General features: G+C 35.8%; 15 protein-coding genes. 9 read left to right on the top strand and 6 right to left on the bottom strand.

Translation table 11 applies throughout. The features are described 5' to 3' along the window. Positions 1–38: 38 nt before the first annotated feature. From rutF to B9T38_RS06805, 4 genes are all read left to right on the top strand, one after another. Positions 39–614 (top strand): NADH-dependent FMN reductase RutF, encoded by a 576-nt coding sequence (gene rutF / locus B9T38_RS06820; RefSeq protein ID WP_171263190.1) that lies wholly within the window; start codon positions 39–41, stop codon positions 612–614. A 34-nt stretch (positions 615–648) separates the two neighbouring features. After that, entirely contained in the window at positions 649–2,004 is a 1,356-nt protein-coding gene (gene rutG, locus B9T38_RS06815; RefSeq protein WP_086196061.1) for a pyrimidine utilization transport protein G, read from the top strand. Positions 2,005–2,013: 9 nt separating this feature from the next. Continuing rightward, the gene (locus B9T38_RS06810) at positions 2,014–2,886 is read left to right on the top strand and encodes an NAD(P)-dependent oxidoreductase (protein WP_086196060.1); all 873 of its coding nucleotides are present in this window, start codon (positions 2,014–2,016) and stop codon (positions 2,884–2,886) included. A 157-nt stretch (positions 2,887–3,043) separates the two neighbouring features. Beyond that, a complete protein-coding gene (locus B9T38_RS06805; protein ID WP_205683530.1) occupies positions 3,044–3,457 on the top strand; it encodes a TM2 domain-containing protein in 414 nt (137 codons plus the stop codon). Positions 3,458–3,561: 104 nt separating this feature from the next. On the opposite strand, the gene B9T38_RS06800 is transcribed toward B9T38_RS06805, so the two are convergent. From B9T38_RS06800 to B9T38_RS06790, 3 genes are all read right to left on the bottom strand, one after another. Beyond that, positions 3,562–4,167 carry a DUF805 domain-containing protein gene (locus B9T38_RS06800; RefSeq protein WP_086196059.1) on the bottom strand — a complete coding sequence of 202 codons (606 nt, stop codon included), beginning with the start codon at positions 4,165–4,167 and terminating at the stop codon, positions 3,562–3,564. Positions 4,168–4,338: 171 nt separating this feature from the next. Continuing rightward, positions 4,339–4,572, bottom strand: coding sequence for a DUF2188 domain-containing protein (locus B9T38_RS06795; RefSeq protein ID WP_086196058.1), 234 nt, complete (start codon positions 4,570–4,572; stop codon positions 4,339–4,341). 264 nt (positions 4,573–4,836) lie between these two features. Then, the gene (locus B9T38_RS06790; protein WP_086196057.1) at positions 4,837–5,706 is read right to left on the bottom strand and encodes a BrxR family transcriptional regulator; all 870 of its coding nucleotides are present in this window, start codon (positions 5,704–5,706) and stop codon (positions 4,837–4,839) included. 369 nt (positions 5,707–6,075) lie between these two features. Between B9T38_RS06790 and B9T38_RS06785 the strand changes: the two genes are divergently transcribed. The 5 genes from B9T38_RS06785 to B9T38_RS06765 all read left to right on the top strand — a co-directional run bounded on the left by B9T38_RS06785 (position 6,076) and on the right by B9T38_RS06765 (position 10,545). Continuing rightward, complete coding sequence (locus B9T38_RS06785) at positions 6,076–6,342, top strand: multiubiquitin domain-containing protein (protein WP_046879588.1); 267 nt, start codon at positions 6,076–6,078, stop codon at positions 6,340–6,342. Beyond that, positions 6,317–7,516, top strand: coding sequence for a ThiF family adenylyltransferase (locus B9T38_RS06780; RefSeq protein WP_086196056.1), 1,200 nt, complete (start codon positions 6,317–6,319; stop codon positions 7,514–7,516). The genes B9T38_RS06785 and B9T38_RS06780 overlap by 26 nt, the downstream gene beginning before the upstream one ends. 3 nt (positions 7,517–7,519) lie before the next feature. Then, positions 7,520–7,951 (top strand): ubiquitination-like system serine protease family protein, encoded by a 432-nt coding sequence (locus B9T38_RS06775; protein ID WP_086196055.1) that lies wholly within the window; start codon positions 7,520–7,522, stop codon positions 7,949–7,951. A 74-nt stretch (positions 7,952–8,025) separates the two neighbouring features. Next, on the top strand, positions 8,026–9,309 hold the full coding sequence (locus tag B9T38_RS06770; protein ID WP_086196054.1) for a hypothetical protein: 1,284 nt from the start codon (positions 8,026–8,028) through the stop codon (positions 9,307–9,309). Positions 9,310–9,609: 300 nt separating this feature from the next. Continuing rightward, a complete protein-coding gene (locus B9T38_RS06765) occupies positions 9,610–10,545 on the top strand; it encodes a hypothetical protein (RefSeq protein WP_086196053.1) in 936 nt (311 codons plus the stop codon). A gap of 21 nt (positions 10,546–10,566) precedes the next feature. Here the strand turns inward: B9T38_RS06765 and B9T38_RS06760 are convergent, their stop codons facing one another. From B9T38_RS06760 to B9T38_RS06750, 3 genes are all read right to left on the bottom strand, one after another. Continuing rightward, positions 10,567–12,426 (bottom strand): TniQ family protein, encoded by a 1,860-nt coding sequence (locus B9T38_RS06760; RefSeq protein WP_251992214.1) that lies wholly within the window; start codon positions 12,424–12,426, stop codon positions 10,567–10,569. 113 nt (positions 12,427–12,539) lie between these two features. Beyond that, positions 12,540–13,484, bottom strand: coding sequence for a TniB family NTP-binding protein (locus tag B9T38_RS06755; RefSeq protein WP_086196052.1), 945 nt, complete (start codon positions 13,482–13,484; stop codon positions 12,540–12,542). Next, the gene (locus tag B9T38_RS06750; RefSeq protein ID WP_086196051.1) at positions 13,471–15,351 is read right to left on the bottom strand and encodes a TnsB C-terminal domain-containing protein; all 1,881 of its coding nucleotides are present in this window, start codon (positions 15,349–15,351) and stop codon (positions 13,471–13,473) included. Before B9T38_RS06750 ends, B9T38_RS06755 begins: the two co-directional genes overlap by 14 nt. Position 15,352 lies beyond the last annotated feature (1 nt).

Below are 15,352 nucleotides of genomic sequence, written 5' to 3'. Positions count from 1 at the left end.
TGTATGATCAATAGCGGATTTCAGTGATGGAGAAGGTGATGAACAGTAAACTGATGTCCGTTCCATCTGGAAAAGATTTATTACAACATGCCCAAAGTTTTAAAATAGCTGATGATGAAGCACATACAGAAATTGATCAGGCAACTTTTAGACAAGGCATGAGTAATTTGGGTGCCGCTGTGAATGTGATTACCACCGATGGTGCAGCAGGTCAGGCAGGGTTTACCGCTTCGGCTGTATGTAGTGTCACCGATAGCCCACCGACATTACTGGTCTGTTTGAACCGTTCAGCATCTGTATTTGAAACTTTTAAGCGTAATCAGGTACTTTGTGTAAATACCTTGGCGGCTCATCAAAAAGAATTATCCAATGCTTTTGGTGGCAAAACACCTATGGCAGAACGATTCTTGCGTGGAATATGGTCAACCCTGATCACACAGGCACCGGTTTTAGAAGATGCCTTGGTTTCATTTGACTGTGAAGTGGTGAAGAGCATGTCGGTAGGTAGTCACGACGTTCTGATTTGTCAGGTCAAGGCCATGAAACAGAATCAGGGCGGTAATGCATTAATGTATTTCAACCGTAGTTATTGTGAGCCGCAACCAATGAATTGATCCAATATTCCTAATTTAAGGGGAGGGGAAACCCATGCAAAAAAAAGAATCATGGTTTCCGAAATTTAAGCCTTATCAAGGCAATCTAGATGTAATGCCTGTACAGGTTGATGAATATTTGCCTGCTGGCAAAAGTATGGTTTTGGGTTTGCAACATGCTTTTGCAATGTTTGGCGCAACAGTACTTGCACCTTTGCTGATGGGCTTCGATCCAAATCTGACGATCTTTATTACCGGGATTGGCACCATTTTATTTTTCCTGATGACCGGCGGACGGATGCCGAGTTATCTGGGACCAAGTTTTGCATTTATTGGCGCAGTGGCTGCGGCAACGGGCTATGCGGGTGCAGGTTCCAATCCGAATATCGGATTGGCACTGGGTGGAACCATAGCTTGTGGGTTGGTTTATGCGGCGATTGGTCTGGTTGTGATGAAAACCGGAACCGGCTGGATTGAAAAGCTGATGCCACCGATTGTGACCGGTGCGATTGTGATGATTATTGGTCTGAATTTGGCGCCAGTTACCATCAAGAGCGTGTCCACCAATAGTTTTGATACCTGGATGGCTGTGGTCACTATTATCTGCATTAGTGTTGTCGCCGTGTTTACCCGCGGTATGGTGCGCCGTCTGCTATTGTTGATTGGTTTGTGCAGTTCTTATCTGGTGTATTTCCTGCTGGCCAATGTCATGGGTTTGGGCAAGCCGATTGATTTCTCCATCATTTCCAATGCTGCCTGGTTTGGTCTGCCAACTTTCCAAACGCCGGTCTTTAACGCCAATGCGATGTTATTGATTGCACCTGTTGCCATTATTCTGGTCGCTGAAAATCTGGGGCACTTTAAAGCCGTTTCAGCCATGACCGGTAAAAACCTGTCACCGTATATGGGCCGTGCATTTTTTGCAGATGGGGTATGTACTACCATGTCGGCTTCGGTGGGTGGCACAGGCATGACCACTTATGCGGAAAATATTGGCGTCATGGCCGTCACTAAAGTTTACTCAACCACTATTTTTGTAGTGGCGGGTGTATTTGCCATTTTGTTGGGTTTGTCACCAAAGTTTGGTGCGGTAATCAGTACCATTCCTGTGGCATTGTTGGGTGGTGCATCAATTGTGGTGTTTGGCCTGATTACCGTAGCCGGTGCCAAAATCTGGGTCGATAACAAAATCGATTTCACCAAAAACAGCAGCTTAATTATTGCAGCCGTTAGTCTGATTATGGGTGCAGGGAACTTTAGTCTGCATATCGGTTCATTTGATTTGGGCGGTATTGGTACAGCCACTTTGGCGGCGATTGTGCTGAACCTGTTTTTGAGTCGTGGCGAAGAAAAACAAGATTCAGTCAGCCTCGATAGCGAAAATTCAGTAACACCTGTGGTTAACCAATAGGAGTGTATTTTGAGCCATACAATTGCATTTATTGGACTAGGGGCAATGGGATGGCATATGGCCTCCCACCTTCCTCAACTGGGACATGAAGTCTCGGTCTGGAATAGGACCGGATCCAAGGCGGATCAACATGCCGAAACTTTTCAAACCCAATCCGTAAAGATTGAAAAGGCGGTACAGGCCGATTTTATTTTCTCCTGTTTGCCGACCAGTGCCGATGTTGAGCAGTTGATTGCAGCACATCCTCCCAAGTCAGGCAGTATCTGGATAGATTGCACCAGTGGTGTGCCACAATCGGCGCAGAATTTAATGCAAAGCTTGAAAAAACTCGGTGTTGTATATCTGGATGCACCGGTTTCAGGACAAACCATCGGTGCGGAAAAAGGCACTTTAACTGTGATGGTGGGCGGTGATGTCGATGCATTTGAAAAAGCTAAACCCATCATTGCAGCCTTTTCGAGTCTGATTGAATATGTAGGGGAGAGTGGTTCGGGCTTTGCGGTCAAAGCCATTAACAATACCTTAATGGCAACGCATTTGTGGGCTTTGGCTGAAGGTTTAACCGTGCTGAAGTCGAAAGGTGTCAATTTATCTGCGGCTTTGAACTGTATCAATCATTCCAGCGGTAAAAGCAGCATGTCGGAAAATATTATGGCACAGCGAGTGCTGAATCGCAGTTTTGATAAAACCTTTGCTTTAGACTTGTTGCAGAAAGACATTGGCATTGCGATGGATCTCATTCAGGAACAATCGCTACAGCTTCCGAGTATGCAATTAATCCAAAATCAATTTGCCCGAATTCAAAAAGAGCAGGCCAGTACTTTGGACTTTTCTGCTGCAGTGCAGAGCCTTGAACAAATCAATCAGATCGAATTGCGATAAGTATTTTTAATAGATGAAATTATGCATCCATGACCCAGACGAGCAAAGTCTGGGGCTTTTGCATATTTTTAGCATAAGGGATGAGTTGATAATTATTTTAAATTTAATCAAATGCACTTACTATTCAAAGTGAATATAAAGAAAAACAAGGAAATATATGAAAGGTCAGATATTAGATTTTTCTATTCAAAGTAATAGTGGAGTGATTAGTGGTGATGACCAGAACCGCTATCACTTTACTGGGGCAAGCTGGCGTGGGCAGATTTCACCTGCCCGGGGGCAGAAAGTCGATTTTACTGTGGATGGAACCGGTCAGGCCAACGACATTTATGTCCTGAGTTCAGCCTCTACATTTACCAATCAGGTGGGCGAGAAAAACAGGGTTGTGGCTGCAGTGTTAGCTTTTTTCCTCGGTGGCTTTGGTATTCATAAATTTTATTTGGGGCAAATTGGCTGGGGCATTGTTTATCTGATTTTCTGCTGGACCTTCATTCCTGCATTTGTCGCTTTCATTGAGTTCATTATTTATTTGTGTACTTCAGATGAAGATTTTGCCCGAAAATATGGTTGATGGTTGATGGTTGATGGTTGATGGTTGATGGTTGATGGTTGATGGTTGATGGTTGATGAATTTTAGATAAGAGAAAAGGGCGATATCGCCCTTTTTGATCTGCTTTATTTAGTGGGTTGTCCCCACTGATTGTTTTCCCGTTTGGTGTCTGAAGCCCACCAGATAATAAGAGGAATAAGACCAATAATTGTTAATCCGATTAATTGCCACCAACCAGATCGATTTGTGTCATGTAAACGACGGGCACCTACGGCGAGACTTGGTAGGAATAATGCCAAATTTAATAGTCCATTCAGCATTTTGTCGGTACCGAGTATTGCATCAATGATTTGAACAATAATGCCCAAAATGAAAGAAACCAACATAAAGAACCAGAATTCCTTACGGCGTGCACGTCCATCAAAGGTGACATAATTTTTCAGACATTTTACAAACCAGTCAATCATATTAAATTGTTCTTCAGATTGATTCTGGTTTGAAATTCTATCCAGTTGTTCAGACAGGTTCTGAACGGTGCTGTTGCGGTTGAGGGCAATATAGATCTGCGAGGCATTACCGGCATTGTCAACCGCAAAATCGACATGTTCGCCAGGTGAAGGCGGGCGCTGTCCTCGCCATTCCGCACCAGTAAAATTATAGCGGTTTTGGTCATCACCACTGATAATGCCTGTATTGCTTTGGATTGAAAAATCCAGAATTGTTCCTTTCATTATTAGCCTCTATTTTTGTAGTATGCGTTATAAATTTAGTATCATCATAGCAGAATGGTTTAAAAATTAAACTAATTAATTATTATTAAGTCTATGTATTTATATTGTTTTTTATAATATATTTATCTTTTGATAAAAAATCCCGCTATTGAAGCGGGATCTAGAATCGGATTATTTTGTATCTTTCGGTGGATAAGGATCATTACCATAACTGTTACCGGAACGTATTTGTCCATTTGTACCATGAATTTTTGTGTCAGACCCTTGATTACGAGCAATGCTTTCAGCAATTTTAATTGCTTCAGCTTGGGTAGATGTTACTTTAGTTGCTTTGCTATTGCCGGCACCTTTAACAGCCCATCCATTAGAATGTGGGACGACATGTTGATTTTTACCTTTACTCATTTTTATTCACCATTATTTTTATTCGTATAAAAAAAGCGGAACCTAATGATTCCGCTTTCGTCATGCGACACATAAGTTGTCATTTTTAGATACCTAAATTCAATAACTTAGAAATCTTTCGACTCATAATGACACTAGAATGCGACGCAACTAGTGACATTTTATGAAAAAAACGACACATCTATTGTCATTTTCTGAAATCGAATACATAGCTATTATTTAAAATGCAGATATCTTTACATTAAGTTAATTGAATTCACATTTTTACTTTGGGGCAAGATAAACACTATCAACATCATACAACGCAACAGAATTTCTTAACCAAAGATGAAACTCTTTCCCTGTTAAGCGGTGGTCAGTTGAACAATCAATATTCCATAGACGCAACCAATAACCAGCGACAGCTGCTCTTACTTCGACTACTTTTACACCATCTTCCATATTATAGTCATGCATTAATGTTTCAGGGCACTGAACATTTTTAGGGTTAGGGTGAGGAACGAGTTCTAATCTAACAAGTCGGTTCCACTGATTATCCTGCGATCTAGATTCATTTTTTCCTACTTTTATTTTGGTTTCTTGCACATTTTTAAATCGTGTCAAAACGAAGTCAGCAAATCTACATTTTTCGTAATCATATGCTCTTACATGCCATCTTAACCCATTGTCTATTAAGGAGTGTGGGGCAAGTTTTTTGTGAGAAAAACCATTATCTACTGAGAAATATTCAGCCTCTATAATTGTGTTACCCAAAATTGCTCTAGTTATTTTTAACAGAACATCTAAATCAGGCTCAGAAAGTCTTGGAGGTGATTGAATAGAGTCGAATTCACTTAGCCCAATAGTCTTTGAGTTAGTACTATTTCTTATGAAGCCTACAGCTGTTTTAAAATTGATTGGGAAATGAGGAACGAACTCATGCAAATTAATTTCATAATGCTTTTCAACTTCATTAAAACTCAAATTGTTTGGGCATAAATCTTTATACTCTCTGAAATCCCGAGTTGCAGCTGGTAATGATATATCAAATTTTCTTGTTAGGTCTGATCTAGAGCACCAGCCTTTAAACCTTAAAGTTAACTCTATAAATCTTAGTCTTTCTTCCAAGTTTTTATTAATTTTTTTTTCTTCCATTGTATAAAACCTCTGACATTACTAAGTAATTATATACGATCATTACTATCTCATGGAGTAATCAAAATTACCACTTGACATGATCAAAATGATTATGTGATCATGAGTGGTGATCAAGAATTGTTCTTTAACAGTTGTCAATTGTTGAAAGAGTGAATTGAAAATTTTTTAAGTAAAGGAGGTACCATTCATGAGTTAGTTTATTTGAGTATTAAAAAAGCCCCAATGAAGATACATCGAGGCTTTAGTGTTTAGTTAGAGAAATCTAATTAAAAATTAAATTACAAGGTCTAAACGGTTTTCTTTTGGCGAAGATAATTATAACCGTAATAAAAGGACCTTGCCAGTAAATAATGAAGGAATGGCACAATGTCACAACATTCAGAAAGTGGTAAAGGTAATCAAGACAAGTTCGTCAACATTATCGTTAATGCTCGTCCTAAAAAAGTATATGGCGAGCGAATTAGTTATGAAGAAGTCCTTGAGCTAGCTTTTCCAGGTCAAGTTGATCCAAATATTGTATATACAGTCGCATATGTTGGACCACAAACACCAGATGGGACTTTGGTTGCGGGGCAGTCAGTAGCTATTCGAAATGGGATGAAATTCGATGTCAATAAAACAAACCGTTCTTAATCCATCAGTACAGCGATTGATTGAAGAAGGTTTTGAAATTGATATCCAGCGCCAGCATTTGCTGGTGCACTCCATTCCTTACCTCAATCAGTCACGTGAAGTAAAATTAGCGACTTTAGTTTGTCCATTTGTTGAAAATGGAGAAATTGAAACACAGCCTCAAGACCATACAATGTATTTCAAGGGAGAATATCCCCATGATGCAACTGGTAAGGAAATGTCTGAGGTTGTAAATAGTGAGAGAAAAATAACTCTGTTTGATGATTTTAATGTGGATTATTACTTATCAAATAAGCCAAATGGTCAATCTTTCACTAATTTTTATGACAAGGTAGTTCATTATCACACATTGTTCGTTAGCCAAGCTCGTGTTGTTGATGCAAATGCTGATGGTCGTACTGGTGTAGTACATGGTCAACGTGATGAACGTTCAGTATTTTGTTATCCAGATACAGCATCATCTCGTGTAGGTATTACTGCTATCACCCAGAAGCTTGAAGATTCTCGTATAGGTATTGTCGGTGTTGGAGGTACAGGAAGTTTTATCTTGGACTTGCTTGCTAAAACTCCAGTTCAAGAGATTCACTTATTTGATGCTGATAACTTTGAACCACATAATGCGTTTAGAGCCCCTGGAGCAGCATCATTAGAGCAACTTCAAGCTTTCCCTAAGAAAGTTGAATATTTTCGTGAGATATATTCAGCGATGAGAGAGGGAATTTTTACTCATGATTACTTCTTAGATGAGCAGAATGTACATGAATTGGATGAATGTACATTTGTTTTTGTTGCTGTAGATAATGGAAAAGCTCGGCGAGTAATTACAGATCATCTCGTTAAAAAAGGTATTCCATTCATTGATGTTGGGATGGGGGTTGAGGTCGCTAATGGTTTGGATGGGGATCCACAGTTAAGAGGTACATGTCGCGTTACTTTGGCAACTCATACTCTGAATAGTCATTTACCATCACGGTTAAATCTAGAGGATGATAATGAAGAAGCTATCTATCGTAGCAATATTCAAGTTGCTGATCTTAATGCATTAAATGCTGCATTAGCTGTAATGCGGTGGAAACAATTTATGGGATTCTATCTTGATCAACTGAATGCCCATAATTTGAATCTGGTAATTCCTCTCCAATCGTTGACACGTGATGATTGCCCTGAGGAATAGTAAATGGCAGTTAAAAAGATTACACCAGTCTATGTAGAGTTTATTCCCGATACTATTGAAGAGGGTAAGCTGTATATCAGTGAGGTTTATCAAACTGCTATTCATAAGTGTTGTTGCGGGTGTGGTGAGGAGGTGGTTACTCCTCTTTCACCAGTCGATTGGCAACTGAAAAAAGATATGAATAGTGTTTCACTTAGACCATCTATAGGGAACTGGAACTATCGTTGTAAATCACATTATTTCATTACGAATAATCGAGTGATTTGGGCTAATAGATTTACACAAAGGCGAATTGCCAACATCCAAACAAAAGATAGGTTTGATAAACAAAATTATATTGCTAGTAAGAATAAGCAGGAAGTTAATTCTTTACCAGATCGAGATAGCTGGTTATTGAAGCTTTGGAGATTTATTAAATCTTTCTTTAGAAATTAAGAATTAACTGATCCTGTAATTAAATTTATGTAAATACTGTAAAGATACTTTTACATTATATTAGGTATAAAAATATGGAAAAAAATGATTTATCTTCGCTCCCTTTAATCGATGAAATATATGGAGCAATACTGACGGAAAATAACTCTAAATTAGATCATATTGCTGAACGAAGATCTAAAGAGTTTGAAAATATTAGAATTATTATGTCAACACCAAAAGACGGAGGTGCACGCCTCGATCTTGATTTAGATATTATTAAGAAAAAATGTCCAATAATAGTATCTATTTTTCAGCATGATAATTTTTTTATTACTTCTGCTGAAATTGCTATGCAAAGTTATTTAACTGGTGGTAAGTCAATTGTACCAATAGATTGGTCATTTTCATATGATTCTAATTTTGCTGAAAAGTTAAGAAATATTTTTTTTGGAAGCAATATAAGAGATGAAGATAAAGAGCTAATAAGAAATTTTATTTTTTTAAAAAAAGAATTATCAATTCAAACTGATATATTCCCAATGATTATTGAAAACGTGAGATTACGTAGAAATTGTCCTGAAAATGATAGACCTCGTGATACGATTGCTTCATTTAAAGCATTGGATTACATCGACTGGAATAAATTTGAAAAAGATAAAAATACTCCATTAAAAGAGTTAACTACAAAGCCATGGAATGAAATAGTTGATGAAGCTGAGAAAGATATTCAAGGCTATATGACTGATAGTGCAATTAAATCTTTTGAATATAAGGCTCTATTTAATAATTGTATTTTATATAAAATTGCTATTTTATATATTTCCAATCCTGAAGATGCTAGCAGTAATTTTTCAAGCTTAATTGAGTTTTGTATAAATGTTTTAAATAAATTACCAAATTATGAGCTTAACTTGGCTTGGCAATTTTTTTATTCAAAAGTTAAGCCACCTTTTTGGGGGGCTATTACTAATATATCTAAAAAAATATTTGAGAAAATTGATCAAAGTATGTCTTGGGATTTAGTTCATATGAGAGCTTTTGAATCATTAGCCACAAATTCAAATTCTTGTTCAATATTTATTCCTTTTTTTATGTCATTTGATAAAGGATTGAAAGAACTGGTTTTAAATAACCCAATTACCTTTATGGTAATTAATGACAAAGAACAGGTTGTATTGGCTGCAAGAAAAAATGAGATGGACTTTCAAATAGCTTTGAATGAACATATGAATGATAAATTATTGCTAGAAATGACGGATGAGAAAGTTATGATTCGTAGGAATACAACTATAAGTTATCAAATGTTGGAAGAATTAAAGAAAAATCTTACTGATGAACTTAAAATAGTAATTGAGTCTGTAAAGAATACTGCGTAAATACTTAAACTAAGCTCCAGTTTGTTGGGGTAAGTTAAGTATAGCAATTTCAATGGCTTGAATGTTGAAATTTCTCTAAATACTGATTAGCGAATTACTATTAGTATTTTCCGCTCAGATCATTTCTAAAGATGAATGAATTTTTAGTGAGCAACTATTAAAACATTGGTAATAATAACAACTCTTAAAATTTGAGCTTATTATTTGTATTGTATTAGCTAGGATCTAATTGGTACTTGATCTGGATATTCAATTTCAGAAAGTTATTTTTTATTAATTAAAATATAAAATGAGGGGTATGTGAATTTCACTGTTTTTTTATTGCAAAAAATTAAGCTCATTGTTGATAACAGTGGGTTTATTGCTAAATTTACTATAGGTGTTGGTATATGTTTTATTCTTTTATATTTTTGGTATATTGATTACTTCCCTACGGATTTATCATTAGGGGATGGTCTTTTATTTTTCTTAATTACAATAAAATTTTTATTCGTCTATGCATTATTTTTAGGCTCACACTATGCGCTTGGTAGTGTTTTATTGTTTTTTCTGAAGGCGGTATGGAGTTTTTTTAAAGTTTTATTTTCATTACGAGGAAGGCTGTCAGAATGCTTAATAGATCTAATCTTTTTTAAATTAAATATTAATAACTTTTTAAATGGTTTAAGTAAGGTTTTTATTAAATTTTTATTTTACACTTTTGGTTTTGCTTTTATTTTTGTTTTTTATAGTGGTAAATCAATAAGCTTATTAATAATACTTTTTTTAAGTATTATTTTAAAAGTGTTTATTGATAAATTCATTGAGAACTTAAAGACTAATAATGCGGAATTAACAGAAGATGAAAATAAAAATAAGAATATCAGGCTTTCAATGATGCTACTTTATATTCTACTTGTTCCTAGTTCTGTGTATGTATTTTACGCTGAAAAATCGAAAAATATTTTTATTAATACGGTACTAGGTTCTGTACGAGAAGATGAAAAGAATAGCTTAATTTATATCAAAGATGGATTTAAAGATTTCTTTCCAGAGTCAAAAATTGGGAAGAAAAGGGGTGAATATGTTGAGATAAAAGGTGGTGAAATACTCTTAAAAGGGGTTGGTAAGAATGCTTTAATTCAATACACAGCTAAAACCAAAGACAAAAATGGAAACGAATTTAAAATAAAAGTTAAGGTTGAGGTGCCTAATGAAGCGATTTTAATTGTAAGAAGATCCCCACATAGGGAGTAGATGGGATCTGAAAAATGTAAATTAATCTATTGAATTACAAAATTTTAAAACCTCAGCCTTTTTAAAAAGCCTTACTTTTTTATCTGTTTTTCCAAAATAATGAGGCTTTATAAGACCCTGTTTTTGTAAGTTAGTGACATGAGAGTGACGCATACCTAAAAGAGAGCTTGCCTCAGCACCAGTAATGAATTCTTCTTTTAAACTCAGAACTTCAGTTAGCTCATTTTTATTGATAAGCTTCCAATACACTAAATCTTCAATGTTTAAGAAGCCTGTATCGACCCAATATTTTTTCATCCAGTTAATGGGACAATTTAATAGCTTTGCTGCATCGAGGTAAAGAATATATTCTTCGCTTAGTAGTTTGTTTTTAAGATTTAATAGAGACCAAGCTTCAATCTGAATATATAAAGGGTTGTTCTCCTTTTTCCTGAGAATCCCTTTTTGAACAAGTACCGCAACTTTATTTGAGCTGATTGCTAATATGGATGCAGAATCATTTAAAGAGTAATAATCTGCATTTTGGGATACATCTTTTAAGGCATTTTTGTGCCTTCCAGAACGAGTTGGATAGTCCTTAATCATGCTTAAGGCATCTGGCTTTATATTTTGGACATCAGTCTTTAAAAAAATATTGATTGCAGTTGAATCTATGTGTGGGCCATGAGCAGCTGTTATACCTAAAGCCCCTAATTTTTCTACTAGATTAGTTGGAGACACCTCAAGCTGTGTTGCTAATGGACTAACAAGCATGTAGTTGTTTTTGAATTTATTGACCTTTTGTTTTGAGTACTTTTTGAGAGTCTGCGGCTTTTTAAGCGTATTTTCTAAGTTGAACCATCCAGCTTTTGCTAGTTTTCTAGTAGTTTCATAATTTATATCTAAGATCTTAGCCACATCTTTTAATGGAATATTATCACTACATGTTGGTGCATCAATTTTGGTAACTGATGCAGATTTAGCCTGAGAAAATGCACCAATTAGAAAGCGCTCTACATCTATACTAGCAATATATCCTTTATAGAGTTCTTTATCGCCAAGGTTTAAATAGTCACTATCTATCAATTTCTCAAGCTCAAAGCGAGAAATATTTAAGATCAGTTTTATTTCATAATTTCTAAGTCTTCTAGAAATACTATTTTGAGTAATTGTATATTCTGATGAATTTTTTTCAGTGACTTCAATATGTTTCTTGAAAAACTTTTCATGCTTTAGAAATGGTAATAATTGAATTCGAGGGTGAGAATACTCACTTTTACTATTAATAGCTTTACTTAATTTTAATGCTGAAATGTCAGGGTCAGAAAAATATTCATATACTTTAGAAAAAATATTTTCATTTGTGTTGGATCTATCAGATTTTAAAAAATCATTAAAAGCTTTCCAACATGATGCAAACTCTTTAAACAGCTCCTTTGAACTATGATTAAGAATATCAATAAACCAATAGATACTTTCCATTGATTTTGCTTCCCTTATGGGTGCTTTATCTAATTTAAAACCACAGCTCGAACAATTTCGAACTCCTGTTTTAGGAGTAAGAAGATTCTTACAGTTAGGACAAGAATAAATTAACAAGCAAGAGTGTATTGGGCATGCGTGTACTGGTTTGAGTGTCCATAATTTTCTAAGGTAAGCTTTTTCAGAAAGACAGATAGGGCAGTAGCGTAAAAGTTCAATTTCTACTAATTCATGGGGAACTTCAATTGTTCCAATAATTATTGGAGATCTATAGGTGGGCTTCGATCTTTCAAAAGCTAGAAATTTATAAGAACTATCAAGATTCAATGCTTTTAAGACTAAGGTGAAGCGAGTCATATCAGAAATATGATAATTTAAAGATTGATGGATGATGGATTTGTATTTTTCTTTACCGATCAAATTAAAAATTGAACTGTGTGCGTTAAGCTCCGCTGTTCTTAATAAGAAACTTCACGCAGACTCATCCTCATAAGGGATAGCTTGTATTAAAAGAGTATTTTGCATAATTATGTCTAATTCATTAATGAAACGATTTGCGAAATATTCATTTCAAAGGGATTTTTATTTTGTTTACTGATGTATAACGTGATGCCTAACTTCCATGCATAACTGAAGTCATTGGGATTTATGACTTGCCTGTTATCATTTAAAGCATGTGTAATACTTTCCCTAATCAGGCTCATTACATATGAGTGATAGCCTTTCGTAGCTAATTGAATTTGCATGCCTGCGAGTTGGCTATCTAGTGCTGGTGAGAAAGTGATATTTTGCTTACTGAGCGTTCTTGAAACTTCAGCGAGAAATGCAAACATGCTCCCGCCATTTGAAGGATCAACAGTTAATGGATTTAGGTGGTAGATGAATGGGAATCTACGTGCAATCTGGCTATCAACTTGAAGTAGTGGGACAAACTCAGGTAAACCAACTAAACAAAAACTAATCCCTGTTCGGTTTACTAGCGTTTTAAGCCAATTTCCTGTAGTCCGATTCATTCTTGTAGATGTCGGTTTACGCTCAAATAAATGGTGGAATTCATCTAAGAATATAAGCTTGGTTTCGCATTGTGCGAGTAAATAAATAAGCCTGCTAGTTAAGTATTCAGTAGTACCATATCCATTTTCATAAGTAGGATCACCAAGCTCTTTGAGCATCGTTATTGCTAATGATTTAACTGTGGCAGGCGATGGTACTTCTACATAGCATACAGGGATGATGTTTTTCTTATGATCCTTCTCAATTTTTTCTGTACGAGGCATCAGACTCAAGATCGTTTTACAGAGCGTAGTTTTTCCAAGACCTCCTTCAGCAAGAAGCATACTTCCAACAGGTTCACTAAATGAAATACTTCTTTTTACACAATCTTGTATACCTGTGAAAGCGGTCATGAATTCATTAGAAGTAATAACAATATTGTTAATAGATCGAATTTGTTCAAAACGATTCTCAAATTTTTCCATGTTTAAAAACCTCCAATGAACCAAATTGATTAATTGGTGTAGGTACATTTATTGTGGAAACAGCTTGTTCAGCAATATCCTTGTCTTTTGAGAATAGTTGTTCTTCGATCCTCTGTAGCTGCTTGGGAAGCTCAAGAGTAAGTGGTTTCAATCTTGGCTTTCGTCTCACAAGATTAGTTTGAATCTCATGCATAAGTTTATACAGATAATATAAATCGGACATCGAACCAATTTTTTGTTTATCAGATCGAGATTGGATTTTCTTTAGTTTTTGAACTTCAAGATGGGTTACTCGTGTTAATCCAAATGTATAGTCTTGATTGGTTGAATCTGCTTGAATGATTACATCTTTATTGTTGGGATCAATGATAAAAACTTCATTTAAATTTAAATCGTCTATAAGCACGGTAACTTTTTTTATGCCTTTAGCTTGTAGTGTAGTTAGAGCATGTGAAAAATAACTAATACCGTCTACACGTACTTGACCGTGATTAATGCTTCTTTCAATAGGCCTACGGCATAAAATTTTTGCATCTATATCTTTAAGAAAACTCGGTCGTATATCTTCAATGGCATCTTGCCACATGATGATAGGTGAACGCCCTGTCGTGTGATGGATAGATCGGTGATAAACCTCATGAATCCACGTATCTATATATTGTTTTAATTGTTCTAAAGTTAATTGTGCAATTTTACTTGAATTGTATTCACCTCTATTCGTTGGATTAGAAAAAGTTGTTCCCGGTAGTTTTTGTATAATCCCATGTGTGAGCGTACTAAAAAAACGTTCAATATGAGGTTTGTTATTAGGTGTACCTACTTGGGAAGGAGTCAAAGTAATTTTCAGCTGTTCACATACTCGTTCAAGAGCATTATTTTTAAACTCCACACCATTATCTGGAATGACGATACTTGGGATTCCTCCTGGTAACTTTTGGTTTGGCCGAGTAATCATGTCTTTGATAACTTCTAATGTAGTTGCAGCACTAGGGGGGTACATATTGATATAAGTACCAACAATGGTTCTAGAGTAGATGTCAATTGCACATGCGAGAAATGGTCGGCCTAAGGCAAGTTTCGTCTTCGGATCAATAACGATTAGATCTAAATAGTGTGTATCAATTTCGACCATATAAAGAGCGAATGGACTAATGATACTTTTGCCAGCAGCTTGAAATTTTTTCTTCGCTATTCTGGACCCTTTTTTCATTTTAAATTCAATATAAGGATCCAATTTTTTGATATGTCGCTGGATACTACGAAGTGTTGGTAACTGTTCTAATGGGATGCCTTGCTCCATGAATCGACCAAGCATATAGGCTTGTACGTCTTTACCACTTCTGTATTCAGGCTTTAAATAGACTTCATTAATTGCTTGATTTAGAATTTGATAAATTTCAGGAGAGAATCGTAAACTGCGATTACCTGAATGTTTATTATGCAAGCACAGTTTATTCTGAGAAGAATTTTTATATTTATTGATCCATCTTGCCACAGTACGGCACGAAGGTGGGTTAAGGTCATTAATATCGGAAGCTATTTGGGGGATTAATTCGGAAAGCAGATTAATACTTGTAGGGTGCTCCAATAGTTGTAATGCATTGACAACATAGCGCTCTTTGCGATGAAGTTCTAAACTGTATTTTGGGTTGATTATGAGTTTCTCAGGTGCAAAGACACATAAAATTTCACCTAATTTATAGCGGCTTTCGAATTCGTTGGGTGTTATTGAAAATGGCTTTCCACCGGCTATAGCAGCATACCGAATAGCATTATAGGTTATAGATCCGATTTCAAAAATATAGTCGGGATGTGCTTTAAAATAAAAACGAAAACCAGTTTGAGGTATAAAAAGAGAGTTTTCCATA

The organism is Acinetobacter sp. ANC 4218 (genome assembly GCF_002135245.1).
In the GTDB taxonomy this organism is placed as follows: Bacteria; Pseudomonadota; Gammaproteobacteria; order Pseudomonadales; family Moraxellaceae; genus Acinetobacter.
The sequence above is the reverse complement of the archived record's forward strand: the minus strand, read 5'-3'. Positions and strand labels throughout refer to the sequence as shown.